Raw genomic sequence first — 16884 nt, forward strand, 5'->3', positions numbered from 1 at the left:
TATTGCTTTTTTAATTATCTACGTTTCACTACATTAGCTTAATTAACTAATAATTAACAAGCTAATATGGAGTCAATAATGATTTATGTGCCTATTGTTTTAGCCGTTTTCGGTTTAATTTACATGTGGATTAAAAAGTCTTGGGTATTAAAACAGGACGCCGGAGACGGAAAAATGAATGAAATAGCTACTCACATCTATGAAGGTGCATTAGCTTTTTTAAAATCTGAATACAAAATACTTACCTTTTTTGTAATAGCCGCAAGTATAGCCTTAGCGGTTGTTTCGTTTATAGTACCCACTACACATTGGCTTATTGTAGTAGCTTTTATCTTCGGAGCTTTCTTTTCTGCCTTGGCAGGAAATATGGGGATGAAAATTGCAACACAAACTAACGTAAGAACTACTCAGGCGGCAAGAACCAGTTTGCCACAAGCATTAAAAGTAGCTTTTAGTGGAGGAACCGTTATGGGGTTGGGTGTGGCAGGATTAGCAGTTCTGGGGCTCACTTCCTTCTTTATATTTTTCTATCATTTTTTTATGGGTGGCGTTTGGACTAATACAGATCAAATGACAATAGTATTGGAAACGCTGGCAGGATTTTCTTTAGGGGCAGAATCTATTGCATTATTTGCGAGAGTTGGAGGAGGAATCTATACCAAAGCTGCAGATGTGGGTGCAGATCTTGTGGGTAAGGTGGAAGCCGGAATTCCAGAAGACGATCCAAGGAACCCTGCAACCATTGCAGATAATGTTGGGGATAACGTGGGAGATGTTGCTGGAATGGGCGCAGATCTTTTTGGAAGTTATGTAGCAACCGTATTAGCGGCCATGGTTCTTGGGAATTATGTTATAAAAGACATGGGTGGAGATATAATTCAGGAAGGTTTTGGAGGAATTGGTCCTATTTTACTGCCAATGGCAATTGCAGGAGTAGGAATTATTATTTCTATTGTAGGAACCTTGTTGGTAAAGATCAGTAGTAACTCAGCTAAAGAGAAGGAAGTTCAGCAGGCTCTTAATATTGGAAACTGGGTATCTATAGTTTTAGTGATGGTGGCATGTTTCTTTCTGGTTAGAATGTTACTACCTGCAGAAACTATGACTATGGGATTCTTTGTAGGCGGCCAAGAGGGGTTTGAATATAAAAGTATTTCCTCTATGAGAGTTTTCTACGCCACTTTAGTTGGATTGGGAGTAGGAGGGTTTATATCTGCAGTCACAGAATATTATACAGGACTTGGTAAAAAACCAGTGCTCTCGATAGTACAGAAATCCAGTACAGGCGCGGGAACCAATATTATTGCCGGTTTAGCAACAGGAATGATCTCTACTTTTTCTTCAGTTCTATTATTTGCTGCAGCAATATGGGCATCATACGCCCTTGCAGGATTTTATGGTGTTGCCATAGCAGCATCTGCAATGATGGCCACAACTGCAATGCAATTAGCTATAGATGCTTTTGGACCAATATCAGACAATGCTGGTGGTATTGCAGAAATGAGTGAATTACCTGCAGAAGTGCGCGAGCGTACAGATATTTTAGATTCTGTAGGGAATACCACAGCGGCTACCGGAAAAGGTTTTGCTATTGCCTCTGCAGCGTTAACATCTTTAGCTTTGTTTGCGGCTTATGTTACTTTTACTGGAATAGATGGGATCAATATTTTTAAAGCTCCAGTGCTAGCAATGTTATTTGTTGGTGGAATGGTGCCGGTAGTATTCTCTGCATTGGCAATGAATTCTGTAGGAAAAGCTGCTATGGAGATGGTAAACGAAGTAAGAAGACAGTTTAAAGAGATTCCTGGAATTATGGAGGGAACCGGAAAACCTCAATACGATAAATGCGTAGCGATCTCTACAGATGCTGCACTAAAAGAAATGTTATTACCGGGAGTTCTTACGATAGGATTTCCAATCTTAATTGCGTTTTTCCCAATGCTTTTTGGTTATGAAAATATTTTAATTGCAGAAATGTTAGGAGGTTATATGGCTGGAGTAACTGTGAGCGGGGTATTATGGGCGATTTTTCAGAATAACGCTGGAGGAGCCTGGGACAATGCTAAAAAATCTTTTGAAGCTGGAGTTCTTATAAATGGAGAGATGACCTATAAAGGTTCTGAAGCGCATAAAGCAGCGGTAACCGGAGATACCGTTGGAGATCCTTTTAAAGACACCTCGGGCCCATCTATGAATATCCTTATTAAACTAACATGTCTTATAGGTTTGGTAATTGCTCCTATTTTAGGAGGACATGCTGTAGGAGATATTGATGCTATTAATAGAGAAGCATCTACATTGCAAACAGAAACTATCACCTCAGATTCCAACTTAAATTCAACAAAACAAGTTGAAGTTAATATCATTTCAGAAGGGAATAATACAATAGCTAAAGTTAGAACTACCACCATTAAAGATGGAGAGACAGATGTGAAAGTTAAAACCTTTTCCGGTTCTAGAGAAGAAGTACAGGAAAGCTTAGATAATATGTAATAATTTTAAAAGACTATAATAAATCAAAAGATCTTCAGTCACAACGATTGAAGATCTTTTTTTAGTTCAGAAATTAAGCGAACTTATTCTTTTGCTTTTTTATTTAAACGCTTTTCTGCAAGATCGTCCAATTTTTGATCTGCATTATATTCCTCGTCTAATGTTTTTTGCAATTTCTTCGCAATTTTATCATGACCCAGTTCTTTGGCAAAACGCACGGCAGTACCGTAACCTGAGATCTCATAATGTTCTACACGCTGAGCTTCAGCAATTAATCCTGCATCTTTAACTTCAGGATCTGCCTTTTCATCTATCATAGATTGTGCTTCTTTAATAAGCCCTTCCATAGCTTTGCATTTTTCTCCCGTTGGTTTAATAGATAGCTCTTTGCAAACCTCTTCAATACGCTCTTTATGAATCTTGGTTTCTTCTAAATGCCCTTCAAAGGCTTTTTTCAATTGTGAATCATGAGCTGCTTTTACCATTTTTGGTAAGGCATCCAAAAGTTGACTTTCAGCACTGTAAAGATCTTTTAATTGATGTTCAAATAAATCTTCTAAATTTTTCATGATGGTTTAATTTTTAATGGTTATTCATCAAAATTAATCTGTAAAAGAATTGGTGGTAGTTAAAGCTGTAATAATAAAAACAAAATTTTTGCTCCCCAATTATTAAATTTCAGCCAATTAAATTGCTTTAAAAATTCTAGAAGGATCATTCATCTTATTCAGAACATTTCAACCTAGAAAAGCTTCTCTTAAAGTTTATCTAAAATTGCTGCCTAAAATCTGACGTGCATAGTAATAATAGTAAATTACTCCTCTTTTTAATTTTTAAATTATACAATGCTCAAAAGAATAAAGAAACTATTTGGTAAAGGCAAGATCGATAATGTTCTAATAACCCCTTATAGAAGTTATGGCACCAGTCATCATCTATATTTATTAGGGCGAGCGTTGGATGATGTACCTCTTAAAATTCTGGAAGATCAAAACATTTTCACTAATCTCAAAAATGCATACAAGCAATTTAATAGTTATGAGATAAGAAATGCTAAGATTAGAGTTAAGGTAGGAGAGGAGATACAATTGCAAGGAACAACTAATGGAGAAGGCTACTACTTGTTTGATGAGAAAACCACTATTGATCTTTCTAATTTGGTAAATGAAGAAGGTTGGTTAACAGCAGAAATATTCTATGAGAATGAAATAGCCCCGAACACCACTTTGGTAAATGATCATTTTCAGGGAGAATTACTTATACCAGAGAAAAATGCGGAATACGGAGTAATAAGTGATATAGATGATACTATAATGCACACCGGGGTGACTTCTTTTCTTAAATGGAGGTTGCTTAAAAATTCTCTGCTAACAAATGCATATGATAGAATACCGTTAAAAGGAGCAGCAGAACTATATCAAAAATTTCATCTGGGAAAAAGTGGTAAAAATAAGAACCCAATGTTTTATTTAAGTAATAGTCCGTGGAACTTATATCAATATCTTAAACTGTTCTTAGATTTTAATAAATTTCCAAAAGGCCCAATGTTATTAAGAAACTTTAGAGGTCCTTTTGATCAGTCTTTAAAACCAGAAAAACCTCATAAGCAAAAAGAGATCATAAATATCTTGAATACCTATCCTGAGCTAAATTTTATTCTGATTGGAGATAGTGGAGAGCATGACGCTACAATCTATACAGAAATTGCAGAAAAATATGCAGAAAGGATCTTGGCGATCTATTTAAGAAGCGTTACCCACAAAAAAAGTATGAGGCGTGTACAGGGAGTTATAGATGGATTTAAATCTGTTCCTGTTTTAATGGTAGAGAATTCTATAGATGCGGAAGCTCATGCAAGAGAAAATGGTTGGATATAGGATTAAAATATAATCATATAAAAAATGGGAGCTGTTTGAGCTCCCTTTTTTTATTTTCCTGCAGCTTCTACAGGAGATTTTCTTGGCATAGTTCCAAATACTACATCCCATAGCGGAGACGAAACTCCATAAGCTCTATCTGGCTCTCTATAATGATGAATACTATGGTGATGCCATAAGATCTTTAGAAAATTGTTAGGAACCTTAAAGGCATGCACAGAATAGTGTACTCCTAAGTAAGCTGTATAACCCATTAAGAAACCAGCTAAAAATCCAAAAGCATAATCGCCCATAATACCTCTATATATTACAAAAAATATAGTAGCTAGTATTAAGCTTAAAACAGGAGGCATGGCCAATCTATCTTTATCTTTTGGATAATCATGATGAACACCGTGCATAGTATATACAAATTTTTCCCTTTTTGGATTGGTAACAGGAAGGTGGTATAAATATCTATGCATAAGATATTCTATAAATGTAAAAAAGAACAGTCCGCCTAAGAATAGTAAGATCATGTTAGGGACTTCAAAACCTTTTTCAACAATTCCGAAATAAATAAGAATTGCAGATATCACCGTGAAAATTATTAAAGGTGCAGCAATATGAGTGTGTGTAAGTTTCTCTAAGATCGGGTTAGAAAATAATTTAGCCGATCCTTTATGATTAGGTCTTCTTTTTGAATTGCTCATAACAACATTTATTAAAATAAGCCGTTTATTTCGGCGTCTATCTTATTAATTATATTTCCGAGATCCTCAGGTTCATCCACAAAGTTAATATCATCTACGTCTATAATAAGTAAGTTCCCTTTGTTGTAATTATGAATCCAGGCCTCGTAGCGCTCATTTAATCTACTAAGATAATCAATAGAGATAGAATTTTCATAATCTCTACCTCGTTTATGAATTTGTGAAACCAGATTTGGAATGCTGCTTCTTAGATAAATTAAAAGGTCTGGTCCTTGAACAACGCTTTCCATAAGGTCAAAAAGAGATTTATAATTTTCGAAATCTCTATTAGGCATTAATCCCATAGAATGAAGATTGGGAGCAAATATATGCGCATCTTCATATATGGTTCTATCCTGAATGATATTTTTTCCGCTCTCTCTAATCTGAAGCACCTGTCTAAATCTACTATTTAAAAAGTATATCTGTAAATTGAAAGACCAACGTTCCATTTTATTATAGAAATCTTCTAAATATGGATTTTCAAGTACATCTTCAAATTGAGGTTCCCATTGGTAATGTTTTGCTAATAATTTGGTAAGGGTGGTTTTTCCTGCCCCTATATTTCCCGCAATGGCTACGTGCATAATTTATATTTAATGGCTAGTTAGAGTTGAAGCTCTTGAAATTAATTTAAAGTGGATAAAGATACAAGTTTTCCTGAAAAAACAACCGCGCATTGATAATAGGTAGCATCTAAATTCTTTAATAAGTTTAACCTGTGAATCATTAAGATGTATTACAAGAAAAAAGAAAAAATCACTAGGTACAAGTATTTGATTTTGACGGTTTTTATTGGAATTTTTGGTTCTTGCAGTACTACTAATGATACAGACGATGTAATAATTTAAACTGAGGCACTAAATGTAGTGAGAACAAAACATGCTGTAGGTAAGAATTATTTTATGGAAACCTATTCCACATTTTTAGAATCGCTCAATTCGATCGATGCTATAACTATAGTTGCAGAAGTAGATCATTCATCAAACGCTAGTACTGTACTTAATCCTAAAAGAAATGTTTTCGGGATGTAATCAATTATAATTTCTGAAAATCTTAAACCATTTAAAAACTTCAGAGTTCTCATAGCAACCAGAACATTTAGAAAACATCCAAAGGCAATCAATAAAATCTGTGATCATATGAAAGAGAAGTCCTATGAAGATTAATCTCAATATTTTATTCTTTGTAAAGATGATTCCAAGAATGTAAGTTGCAATAGCCACCTCAGAATGTAAAGGGTGGAAACCAATACTGCATCTATTAGGAGCAAAGATGGGAACTGCTAAAAGATGATCTAGATCTACCAGCATAGTTGCAACTAAGATCAACCAATTTCGTTTCCAATTCTTTTTATCATATAAATACGCTATCAAGCCTACAGCCAAAAAATGAAGGGAATAATGTACTAAGGTCTGCATAAGTTGAGTAAAAGAAAACCCATATTTCAAAATTTGAGCTATGGGTTTTTAAAATAATAGTTAAGATCTAATCGCATATAAATCCGTGAGGCGTAGTAAAGCTTTGAGTACTTTCATGCCAAGGAAATGCTTGGTTATATTTGCTGTTTTCCCAATAAAATTTACTTCTTTCTTTAGGATGATTCCCAATTTCATTCATGGTTTCAGAATCAAAAAGTCTTCCATTTACCATAGTGTAAATTACAGAATTGGAGTTTTGAATATCCTCTAAAGGATTTTTTTCCAACACTATAAGATCGGCAAGTTTTCCAACTTCTAAAGATCCAATTTCCTTATCCATTCCTAAGTAATGAGCTCCGGTAATGGTGGCAGATCTTAAAGCTTCCATATTACTCATGCCACCCATTTGTAATAACCATAATTCCCAATGTGCACCAAGACCTTGTAATTGTCCGTGGGCTCCAAGATTTACTTTTACACCGGCATCTGCTAATTTTTTAACCGCTTTTGATACTAAGATAGGTCCATTCTCGTATTCTTCATCTGGCACCATGGTTCGGTTTCTAGATCTAGAATCTACAATATATCGCGGAGTAAAGTTTAATAACCTTTCGTTTTCCCAAACATTGGTCTTTTGGTACCAATAATATTCTCCATTAATGCCACCATAATTTACAATTAGAGTAGGGGTGTAGCCGGTTTTGCTATTTCCCCAAAGAGTTAATACGTCTTTATATACCGGTGCTACAGGTATGTTATGCTCAATACCCGTATGTCCATCCATGATCATACTCATATTGGTAAAAAATGTACTTCCTCCTTCCGGAACTACATTCATATCTAACTCTTTTGCAGCCTGCATAATTTGCTGACGTTGCTCTCTTCTTGGTTGATTGTAGCTCTTTACCGAGTTAGCTCCGTAAGCCTTTGTTCTTCTCAATGCAGATCTTGCGTCATCTAAATTATTGATAACTGCTTTAAAATCTCCCTCGGCGCCATAAAGAATTATTCCTGTGGAAAAAATTCTAGGTCCTACCATTTCTCCGCTTTGTACTAGTTCCGAAAGTCCGAATACTGTTTCACTTAATGCTGAAGGATCATGAGAGGTTGTAACACCAAATGCAAGATTTGCATATGCAGGCCAATGTTTTTGAGGGCTTATTCCTGCTCTAAAAGCACCAAGATGTGCGTGAACATCAACAATTCCCGGCATGATAGTTTTGCCTGCTACATCATAAACTTTAGCTCCGCCCGGAATAGTTACTTCTGAAGATTTTCCAATCGCAAGGATCTTGTTCTCCTTGATAATTATTGTTCCATCTTCAATTATTTGCTCACCATTCATTGTAATTATACGAGCATTTTTAAATGCGATCTCTCCAGAAGGGACATAAGTTTTTGCTTCTAGGCCAATCTTGATCCCTTTCTCGGTAATTGGTGAAACAGCATCAGAAGAGTTTTCTAAATAGGTAAATTTGTTAGCTACTTCATTAGTGAAATATTCATCACCTAGAGTCCAGTGAACCTGTTTGGAATTATTAGACCAGTGTAGATTTACACCTGCATCCCTGGTGATTTTAGTCACTGGGAATGTTTTGGTTTTAGCATCCAGATCTATAGGCTTTCCGGTTATTACAAAAGGCGCCAAATAAGCTTCATGTAAATTTGTAAAAACTAACCACTCATTGTTTGGGCTAGGCACCAATCTATTGGCATATTTTGAATTAAAATGAGTACGCTCATCATTTCCATTTAGATCTACACTCTTTAAACTTTTTGTGAGTTCTCCAAAAAAAGTACCTCCGGTTTGATAAATAATTCGTGAGTCGTCTTTATTAAATACTGGATAAGCACCTTCTTTAATAAGTATATTCATATTCTTTCCATCAGCATCCATAACATAGATTCCGGGATCGTTGGTAAAAGTCTGACCAAGATCTGAGTTTCCATCTTCCTTCATAAATACTATTGACTTTCCATCGTTAGAAAAAGATGGAGTTCTGTAGATACTTTTCTGGGTAGTAATAGTTTTTTGATCTCCACCAGAAATATTCATGGTTTTTATCTGCCCTTTAGATTCGTCATTCCAAGTAACGTAAACAATTAGATCGCCATTTGGTGAGAAACTAGGTTCGTATTCAAAATCTTTACCTTCTGTAAGTCGCTGAGGTTTTCCGTTAGGTAACTTCTTTTTCCATAAATAGCCTACAGCATGAAATATCAAGGTTTTTCCATCTGGAGAAGTCACCGCATCTCTAATTGATCTAGGAGTGAATTTATTTTTAAAAACTGGAGTCTTTGCGCGATGTGTTTCTGCAATTTTAATCTTTGTATCTACCTGAAATGGAATATTGGTAACCTCGAGATTATCAATACTTATTCTTTTGATCTTTCCTTCACTCCAAAGAACGATACTTTTGTCTCCGGGCATCCATGAGAATCCTGGATATACACCAAAAATAGCCCAAGCCTCTTGCTGGTCTTTACTCAAATTATCATAAATAGGCCACTCTTCTCCTGTTTCAAGGTCATGAATAAATAACACAGATTTTGTTCTTACTCTCTTTACAAAAGCAAGTTTTTTACCATCTCGAGAAACTTCCGGTCTTGCAGCGCCGCCTGGTCCACCTGTAATAGTTTCGGTTTTTCCTGTTTTAAAATCATAGCGTTTTATAACATAGATCTGCTTGTTTGGATCTTTGTTGTACTGAAAATTTCCACCAGGATACATATCTTCACTATAATAAAGATATCTCCCATCTGGAGAAATACTAGGCTCATTTACATCTTGCTGATCATTCTTGCGCTCTGTAAGTTGAAGTCCGGCGCTACCAGCAATATGATATTGCCACATTTCTCCAGCCCCTAAAGAACGTTCTGAAGTAAAATGTTTTCTTGCGATTATGGAATTTCCATCTTTGGTCCAAACCGCATTATTCAGTAAATGAAAATCTTCTTTGGTGATCTGCTTGGCATCTGTACCATCCAAATTCATAGTCCAAATATTATCTCCTCCGTCCGCATCACTGGTAAAAGAGAGTCTTTTTCCATCTGGATTAAACCTTGGTTGAACTTCAAAAGGCATTCCTTTTCTTAAAGCAGTAGCTTCTCCTCCAGAAATTGGCATAATATAAATATCACCTAGTAAGTCAAAAGCGATTTTTGTTCCATCTGGACTTACATCTAAATCCATCCAAGTACCTTCATCGGTGCTTAAGGACACTTCATTTATCTTCCAATCTTTTGTATAGGGATTTGCAACATCCCAAGATTCAATTTTGTCTTTATTATTGTCCTTTTCCTGTGCGAAAATGGTAGAGGTAGACATTACAACAAGTAATGCCAGAAGAAATTTATAAAGCATATTATATAATTTAAGAAGTCTAAAGATACTATTTCTTTTATTTTTTCCGATTTTGCATTTCGAATGAAAGATCAAAATATTAAATCTGAAAAACCTCAACAAAAACCGGAAGTTTGGTTGAGAGGTCCTGTTCAAGGAATCCCAAATTTGTTGCAACCGGCAGCGCATGCTTTACTGCAAGCAGGTGAGGATATGCATAGCTATGCAGATAATTTTCCGAAGGAACTTTTATGGCGAAAACCTGCGGGACGGGCTTCGGTAGGATTTCATCTACAACACTTAACGGGAGTGTTGGATAGAATGCTTACTTATGCAAAAAAGGAAAACCTAAGCGATCTTCAATTTGAACATTTAAAGAATGAAGGAGCCGAGAATCCTGAGATTTCAACAATCCAATTATTACAAGATTTCGATAATAAGGTTTCGGAAGCATTGCAGTATTTTAAGACTGTTGATGCAGATACCTTAACTGAAGAAAGATCTGTAGGAAGAAAAAAAATGCCTTCAACTCACTTGGGCTTACTTTTTCACGCAGCCGAGCATAGTCAAAGGCATATAGGACAAATGTTGGTAACTATTAGTATTCTAAAAGAGCGATCTTAATTTAATTCTTTTCTTCTGATATTGGAATAGTGAGCAATGGTATGTTGCCATTTTTAAGCAATTCTAAAGAGACACTTTCAGATAACAGATTATGAAGAAAACTATGCTTGTGATTCCCGACAATTAAAAGATCCACCTCCAATTTTCTTGCTTCAGCCAATACGGTTTCTACAGTAGATCCCTGAATTAGCAAAGCGCTTTTTTCGATCTCCGGAGCTAAGAAGGAGTTACAAATATCATGTAGTTGCTTATGTTCTCCTTTCAACTCATCTGCTCTAAAATCTCTTATATATTGAGGTCCGGCTTCATAACCAACAAAATCGGGATGTGGAGCAGCAATATGAACAACCCAAACTTTTGCTTCAAATTTCAACGCTAACATTTCTGTGTAAGCCATAAGTTCACCAATAGCATCATTAAAATCTATAGCTACTAGAATTGTTTTAAGATTGTTCATAATTTTAATTTATTACAATTTTATAGGAAATGAATTGATCAATATCCTTTTTTTCTTTCAACTACATTTAGAAGATCTTGCTCTTGGCTCATTCGTTCGAAATTATCAGCCATTTGTGGTACTACTTTCTTCGGATTCGTAACGCTTGCAATATGCGGTGTGATCTTTATTTTACTATGATTCCAGAAGGGATGTTCCTGTGGTAAAGGCTCTTTTCTGAAAACATCTAAACTAGCGCCACACAATTGCTCACTATCTATCATTTCCAAAAGATCTTGTTCTACCAAATGCTCACCTCGAGCTACATTAATAACATGGGCACCTTTTGGTAGTTTTTCAAAAAGTTCTTTATTTAAAATGTTTTCTGTTTCAGGGGTTAATGGGAGTAAACACACCAATATCTCTGCATTACTCAAAAATTTTGTTAGATTTTCATCTCCACAAAAAGTATGTATTCCATCTATATCTTTGGTGGATTTAGACCAGCCATAAACATTAAAGCCAACGTTTTTTAAGGTCTTGGCAACGCCTTTTCCAAGCACACCTAATCCCATTATTCCAATCTTTGTATTTTCTATACTTCGATAGGAAGTTGGTTCCCAATTTTTCTGACTGTAATAATGAGAAATGCTTCTCATTTTATCCATGATTAGAGCTAAAACAAATGCGCTCATATCTTCTGTAAGCTGCTCATCTACAACTCGAGTGATTTTTATATTTTCTGGGATGTCTGGATCACTTGTTATATGATCTACTCCTGCACCCATAGAAGCTATCACTTTTAAATTAGGATAATTTTTGAAAATACCTCTTGGGTGCTTCCAAGAAATGGCATATTCCACCTCTTCCTTATCATGATCTTCTGGATAAACATAAATATTCATTCCCGGGTGCTCATTTTTTAAAGCTTTAACCCAAGCTTCGGGGTTTCTCCCCGGACTTACTACTAAAACTGACATTTTTTGTTTTTTTACTTATTAGTATCTAATTCACAAATGCACTGTATCCTGTAATGGCTCTACCAACAATTAATGAATTAATTTCTTTTGTTCCTTCATAGCTATAAATAGCTTCGGCATCTGCTACAAATCTTGCTACATCATATTCCAGCAAAATCCCATTTCCACCTAATACTTCTCGTGCTCTACTTACTACATCTCTAGTTCTCATACTACAGAAAACTTTAGCTAGCGATGCATGCTCATCTGTTAGTATCTCTTGATCTTGCAATTCTGAAAGTCTGGTAACCATAGTTTGCATAGCGGTAAGATTAGAAAGCATTTCAACTAGATGGTTCTGTACTAGTTGATAGGACGCAATAGGTCTTCCAAATTGTTCTCGTTTTTTGGTGTATTTCAATGCACTTTCATAAGCACCTCTTGCGCATCCAACCGCTTGCCACGCAACCCCGGCTCGTGTCATTCTTAAGACTTTTGCAGTATCTCTAAAAGAATTGGCGTTTTGCAATCTGTCTGATTCTGGAACCACACAGTCTGTTAGAGTGATGAGTGCATTTTGCACAATTCTTAACGCCATTTTATCTTCCATCTTTTCTGCATGGAATCCTGGATTTCCCTTGCGTATTAAAAACCCTTTAACTTGGTTACTGTCTTCATCTCTTGCCCAAATTATTATAACATCTGCAAAAGTTGCATTTCCTATCCATTTTTTTTCACCATTTAAAATCCAGTTCTTCCCATCGAACCTACAGGTGGTTTCCATTCCCCCGGCCACTCCAGATCCAACATTAGGTTCTGTGAGTCCAAAGGCTCCAATCTTCTCTAATTTTTGCATTTGTGGCAACCATTCTTGTTTTTGTTCTTCACTTCCACATAAATAAATAGATCCCATGGCGAGGCCGCTATGCACTCCAAAAAATGTGGAAATAGAAACATCTACTCGTGCCATTTCCTGCGCAATTATACCCTCCATTAAAAAAGGTAAATTAGGGCAGCCATATCCTTCATAAGGAATACCGGCAATATCTAATTGTTTGAATTTTTCAATTATTTCAAATGGAAATTTTGCTCTGTTCCAGTGATCGTTCACTAATGGTTTTACCTCATCTTCCATAAAGTTTCGCACTTTAAGTTGAAGTGTTCTTTGTTCTGGAGTTAGTTTAAGATCGAGATTATAAAAATCTCCATCTATAGGAGGTAAGTCATGCTGACCTTTTTTCTTTTTAGTTTTTAACATTTTCATCAAACCCTTCAACTGTCGCTCATCTAATGTGCCTAAGGCCTTCATAGCTTCGGGTAGATCTATTTGTTCATTGATTTTAGCTAGTTGGTCCATATCAACCGATTTTAATAGGTTGATCGTATTCTTAACTTTTCCGAAGATTGACATAGAAGTGTTTTTGATTTCATCTAAAATTAAGGATTAATAGAGCTCCTAGTTGTTAAAGCTTTCCGAAGAAAAAGTCAAAAAAAAAGGCCGTCATATCTGACAGCCTTTTTTGCTTTATATTAATTTATGTCACATCGAGCGGAGTCGAGATGAACAACTATTACAATCCGAATGCTTCTTTTACTTTATCTACGTAATCTAACTTTTCCCAAGTAAATAATTCTACTTCGCGAGTGATCTTCCCAGAATAAGGACTTTCAAAAACCTTGGTAATGGTACGAGGTTCTTTCCCCATATGCCCATACGCTGCAGTTTCTCTGTAGATAGGATTTCTTAATTTCAATCTATCTTCAATTGCCGAGGGTCTCATATCAAATATCTCTGCTACTTTTTTCGCTATTTCTCCATTGCTAAGATCTACTTTTTTACTTCCGTAGGTGTCAACATAAATGGAGGTTGGCTCAACAACTCCAATTGCATAAGAAACCTGCACTAAAACCTCATCTGCAACTCCCGCTGCTACAAGATTTTTAGCAATATGTCTGGTTGCATAGGCAGCAGAACGGTCTACCTTACTTGGATCTTTTCCTGAAAATGCACCACCACCGTGAGCACCTTTTCCACCATACGTATCTACAATGATCTTTCTTCCGGTAAGTCCGGCATCTCCATGAGGTCCACCAATTACAAATTTCCCAGTTGGGTTAATGTGATAAGTGATCTCATCATCAAACAATTCCTGAACATATTCCGGAAGTTGAGTTTTTACTCTAGGAATTAAAATTTCAACAATATCTTTTTTGATCTTGTTCAACATCTTATCATCATCCGGATCAAAATCGTCATGCTGCGTAGAAACTACAATGGCAACAATTCTTTGTGGCACATTATCATCACTATACTCAATAGTAACCTGACTTTTAGAATCGGGCCTTAGGTAAGAGATTTCTTTATTTTCTCTTCTTAATTTAGCAAGTTCTATCAAAATTTTATGAGAAATATCTAGTGCCAATGGCATATAATTCTCAGTTTCTTTGGTAGCATAGCCAAACATCATCCCTTGATCTCCGGCACCTTGCTCTTCTTTGTTTCCGCGATCTACCCCTTGATTGATATCTTGAGATTGTTCATGGATCAATGAGATCACACCACAAGAATCACCACTAAATTTATAAGCGCCTTTGGTATAACCAATATCATTAATTACCTCACGGGCAATATTTTGCACATCTATATAAGTGTTACTTCTCACTTCTCCGGCAAGTACTACTTGTCCTGTAGTTACTAAGGTTTCACAAGCAACTTTGGAATTCTCATCAAAAGCAAGAAAATTATCTAAAAGGGTGTCGCTAATTTGATCTGCAACTTTATCTGGGTGTCCTTCAGAAACACTCTCTGAAGTGAATAAATAAGCCATTTTCGAAATTTAAATTAATAGTGTAGAAAACTATTTGACGTGAAAGGCTAGAGGAGTTTACACTGCTTTAGCATTTTTTAAGGGTTGCAATCAGTCAAATCATTCCCTGTAATAATTAAAGCAAATGTATAAAATAAGATTGAAATGCCTTATCCTTTAACGTCAAATTAAAAGTTGTTGGGCGCTCCGCTTCGCTAAAAAGCTCGCGTCTGGCTATCTCGGCTCGCTTCCCGATAAAAAAATATCGGGAGAGCTCAAACAACCGTTCTATCCATAGCGCAAACTATAACTCTTAAAATTAATTACTCTAAATACTGATTTTTAAAGACTTATGAATAATGATTCAAAAAAATATAAAATTATGTTTGTTTTATAAAACTTTCTGTCGTTAACTTTGCGGTATAGAATTAAAAAAGATGAATCAAGTAATGTGTAATATTTATATGATGATGTGGGGAAACCTCGCAGCGTATCCTATTGCATAAACCTTAACTTATAAGAATTGCAAAAAGCCGCTGCCAACCGCAGCGGCTTTTTTGTTTCCATAAATCGCCATCAAATAAATTTAAATTCTAAAAATAAGAACATGATCAAAAATTTCACAATAGCAACTAATATGTATCAAATGATGCAAATGTGTATGATGTACGCAACAAACCGCTATTGCCAAAAATTCAGGATATAAATTAGTTTTATATAGTTCAATTCCTAAATCCCTCTGGCAAACAAGCCAGAGGGATTTTTTTTTACAACAAAGTCAAGATCAATTATCAATGAACAATATGCAATTATCAATTATCAAAAATTAATTTACTCAATACTCAATACTAATTACTAACTACTAAATTCAATAAAAATGAGCACACAACAATTCGCAACCAACGCATTACACGCAGGACATGATGTAACCGCCAATGGAGGAACCAGAGCAGTTCCTTTATATCAAACTTCATCCTACATCTTCAAGAATTCAGATCACGCTGCAAATCTTTTCTCTTTAGCAGAACCTGGATTTATCTACACCAGACTTAACAATCCTACCAACGATGTTTTGGAGCAACGATTAGCATCTTTAGAGGGTGGGATAGGAGCAGTGGTTACAGCATCTGGTGCAGCAGCTATCAATACTACCTTATTGACATTACTTCGCTCCGGAGATCATATTGTTGCTTCTAGTAGCGTTTATGGTGGAACCTATAATCTGTTAAGTGTCACTTTGCCAAGATTTGGGATCACCACCACTTTTGTAGATCCATCTGATCCTGAAAATTTTAAAAAAGCATCCAAAGAAAATACCAGAGTTTATTTTATAGAATCGCTTGGAAATCCAAAGCTGGATGTGTTAGACATTCAAGAGATCTCTAAGCGAGCAAAAGAACATAAGGTTCCGTTGATCGTAGATAATACGGTAGCCACTCCCTCTCTTTTAAATCCAATAAAATATGGAGCTGATATCGTAATTCATTCGTTGACCAAATACATCAATGGCAATGGAACTTCCTTGGGTGGCGTAATTATAGATGCCGGAAAATTTGATTGGGCGAACGGGAAATTTCCGGAATTTACAGAACCATCTGCCGGGTATCATGGTTTAGTATATCACGATGCTTTAAAAGAAGCAGCCTTTATTGCCAAAGTAAGAATAGAAGGTTTGAGAGATCATGGTGCCGCATTAAGTCCGTTTAATGCCTTTCAGATCATTCAAGGATTAGAAACTTTAGAATTACGAATTAAGAAACACAGTGAAAATGCATTGGCACTGGCCAAATGGTTAAAAGAACAAACTCAGGTAAAATGGGTGAATTATCCTGGACTTGAAAACAATGAGTATTATGAGCTCGCTCAAAAATATCTTCCAAAAGGGCAGAGTGGGATCGTAACCTTTGGAGTGGAAGGCGGATTTGAAGCTGCAAAAGTTATTGCAGACGAAACTAACATCTTCTCGCTACTTGCAAATATTGGAGATACAAAGTCTTTAATTATTCATCCTGCAAGTACAACCCATCAGCAGTTGAGTGACGAGCAACAAGAGTCTACAGGAGTTACTAAAGACCTCATTAGACTTTCTGTAGGTCTTGAAGATCTAGAAGATTTGAAGGCAGATCTTCAACAGGCCTTTTCAAAAATAGGAAGTAAAATTCTTCAATAATGTTTGTTGGTGGATCAAGGCAG

14 protein-coding genes are annotated in these 16884 nt (G+C 35.9%); 5 read left to right on the plus strand and 9 right to left on the minus strand.

The annotated features are described in order from the left end of the window. Positions 1-66 precede the first annotated feature (66 nt). Positions 67-2493, plus strand: a complete 2427-nt coding sequence (locus P163_RS08880; protein WP_034889780.1) for a sodium-translocating pyrophosphatase — start codon at positions 67-69, stop codon at positions 2491-2493. An 83-nt stretch (positions 2494-2576) separates the two neighbouring features. Here P163_RS08880 and P163_RS08885 read toward each other — a convergent pair whose 3' ends face one another. Continuing rightward, complete coding sequence (locus P163_RS08885) at positions 2577-3062, minus strand: ferritin-like domain-containing protein (protein WP_034889783.1); 486 nt, start codon at positions 3060-3062, stop codon at positions 2577-2579. 276 nt (positions 3063-3338) lie between these two features. Here P163_RS08885 and P163_RS08890 point away from each other — a divergent pair, with 276 nt between their 5' ends. Then, positions 3339-4370 carry an App1 family protein gene (locus P163_RS08890; protein ID WP_034889786.1) on the plus strand — a complete coding sequence of 344 codons (1032 nt, stop codon included), beginning with the start codon at positions 3339-3341 and terminating at the stop codon, positions 4368-4370. Positions 4371-4420: 50 nt separating this feature from the next. On the opposite strand, the gene P163_RS08895 is transcribed toward P163_RS08890, so the two are convergent. Both P163_RS08895 and P163_RS08900 read right to left on the minus strand, forming a co-directional pair. Next, entirely contained in the window at positions 4421-5062 is a 642-nt protein-coding gene (locus P163_RS08895) for a sterol desaturase family protein (RefSeq protein ID WP_034889789.1), read from the minus strand. Positions 5063-5073: 11 nt separating this feature from the next. Continuing rightward, positions 5074-5688: a deoxynucleoside kinase gene (locus P163_RS08900; protein ID WP_034889792.1), complete on the minus strand. Its 615-nt coding sequence runs from the start codon at positions 5686-5688 to the stop codon at positions 5074-5076. A gap of 282 nt (positions 5689-5970) precedes the next feature. On the opposite strand from P163_RS08900, the gene P163_RS18290 reads away from it, so the two are divergent. Then, on the plus strand, positions 5971-6135 hold the full coding sequence (locus tag P163_RS18290; protein ID WP_156100676.1) for a hypothetical protein: 165 nt from the start codon (positions 5971-5973) through the stop codon (positions 6133-6135). Here P163_RS18290 and P163_RS08905 read toward each other — a convergent pair whose 3' ends face one another. Further along, positions 6136-6522, minus strand: coding sequence for a DUF6122 family protein (locus tag P163_RS08905; RefSeq protein WP_034889795.1), 387 nt, complete (start codon positions 6520-6522; stop codon positions 6136-6138). Positions 6523-6589: 67 nt separating this feature from the next. Further along, positions 6590-9886, minus strand: a complete 3297-nt coding sequence (locus tag P163_RS08910; RefSeq protein WP_034894170.1) for an amidohydrolase family protein — start codon at positions 9884-9886, stop codon at positions 6590-6592. Positions 9887-9949: 63 nt separating this feature from the next. Between P163_RS08910 and P163_RS08915 the strand changes: the two genes are divergently transcribed. Next, on the plus strand, positions 9950-10489 hold the full coding sequence (locus tag P163_RS08915) for a DinB family protein (RefSeq protein ID WP_051931195.1): 540 nt from the start codon (positions 9950-9952) through the stop codon (positions 10487-10489). A gap of 1 nt (position 10490) precedes the next feature. Here P163_RS08915 and P163_RS08920 read toward each other — a convergent pair whose 3' ends face one another. The 4 genes from P163_RS08920 to metK form a co-directional block, all read right to left on the minus strand. Continuing rightward, positions 10491-10946 carry a universal stress protein gene (locus P163_RS08920; RefSeq protein WP_034889798.1) on the minus strand — a complete coding sequence of 152 codons (456 nt, stop codon included), beginning with the start codon at positions 10944-10946 and terminating at the stop codon, positions 10491-10493. 38 nt (positions 10947-10984) lie between these two features. Beyond that, positions 10985-11905 (minus strand): 2-hydroxyacid dehydrogenase, encoded by a 921-nt coding sequence (locus P163_RS08925; RefSeq protein WP_034889801.1) that lies wholly within the window; start codon positions 11903-11905, stop codon positions 10985-10987. 25 nt (positions 11906-11930) lie between these two features. Then, positions 11931-13295: an acyl-CoA dehydrogenase family protein gene (locus P163_RS08930; RefSeq protein ID WP_034889803.1), complete on the minus strand. Its 1365-nt coding sequence runs from the start codon at positions 13293-13295 to the stop codon at positions 11931-11933. Positions 13296-13455: 160 nt separating this feature from the next. Beyond that, the gene (gene metK / locus P163_RS08935) at positions 13456-14712 is read right to left on the minus strand and encodes a methionine adenosyltransferase (RefSeq protein ID WP_034889805.1); all 1257 of its coding nucleotides are present in this window, start codon (positions 14710-14712) and stop codon (positions 13456-13458) included. Positions 14713-15568: 856 nt separating this feature from the next. Between metK and P163_RS08940 the strand changes: the two genes are divergently transcribed. After that, positions 15569-16861, plus strand: a complete 1293-nt coding sequence (locus P163_RS08940) for an O-acetylhomoserine aminocarboxypropyltransferase/cysteine synthase family protein (RefSeq protein WP_034889807.1) — start codon at positions 15569-15571, stop codon at positions 16859-16861. Positions 16862-16884 lie beyond the last annotated feature (23 nt).

Origin of the sequence: Gillisia sp. Hel_I_29, from assembly GCF_000744275.1 — a bacterium.
In the GTDB taxonomy this organism is placed as follows: domain Bacteria; phylum Bacteroidota; class Bacteroidia; order Flavobacteriales; family Flavobacteriaceae; genus Gillisia.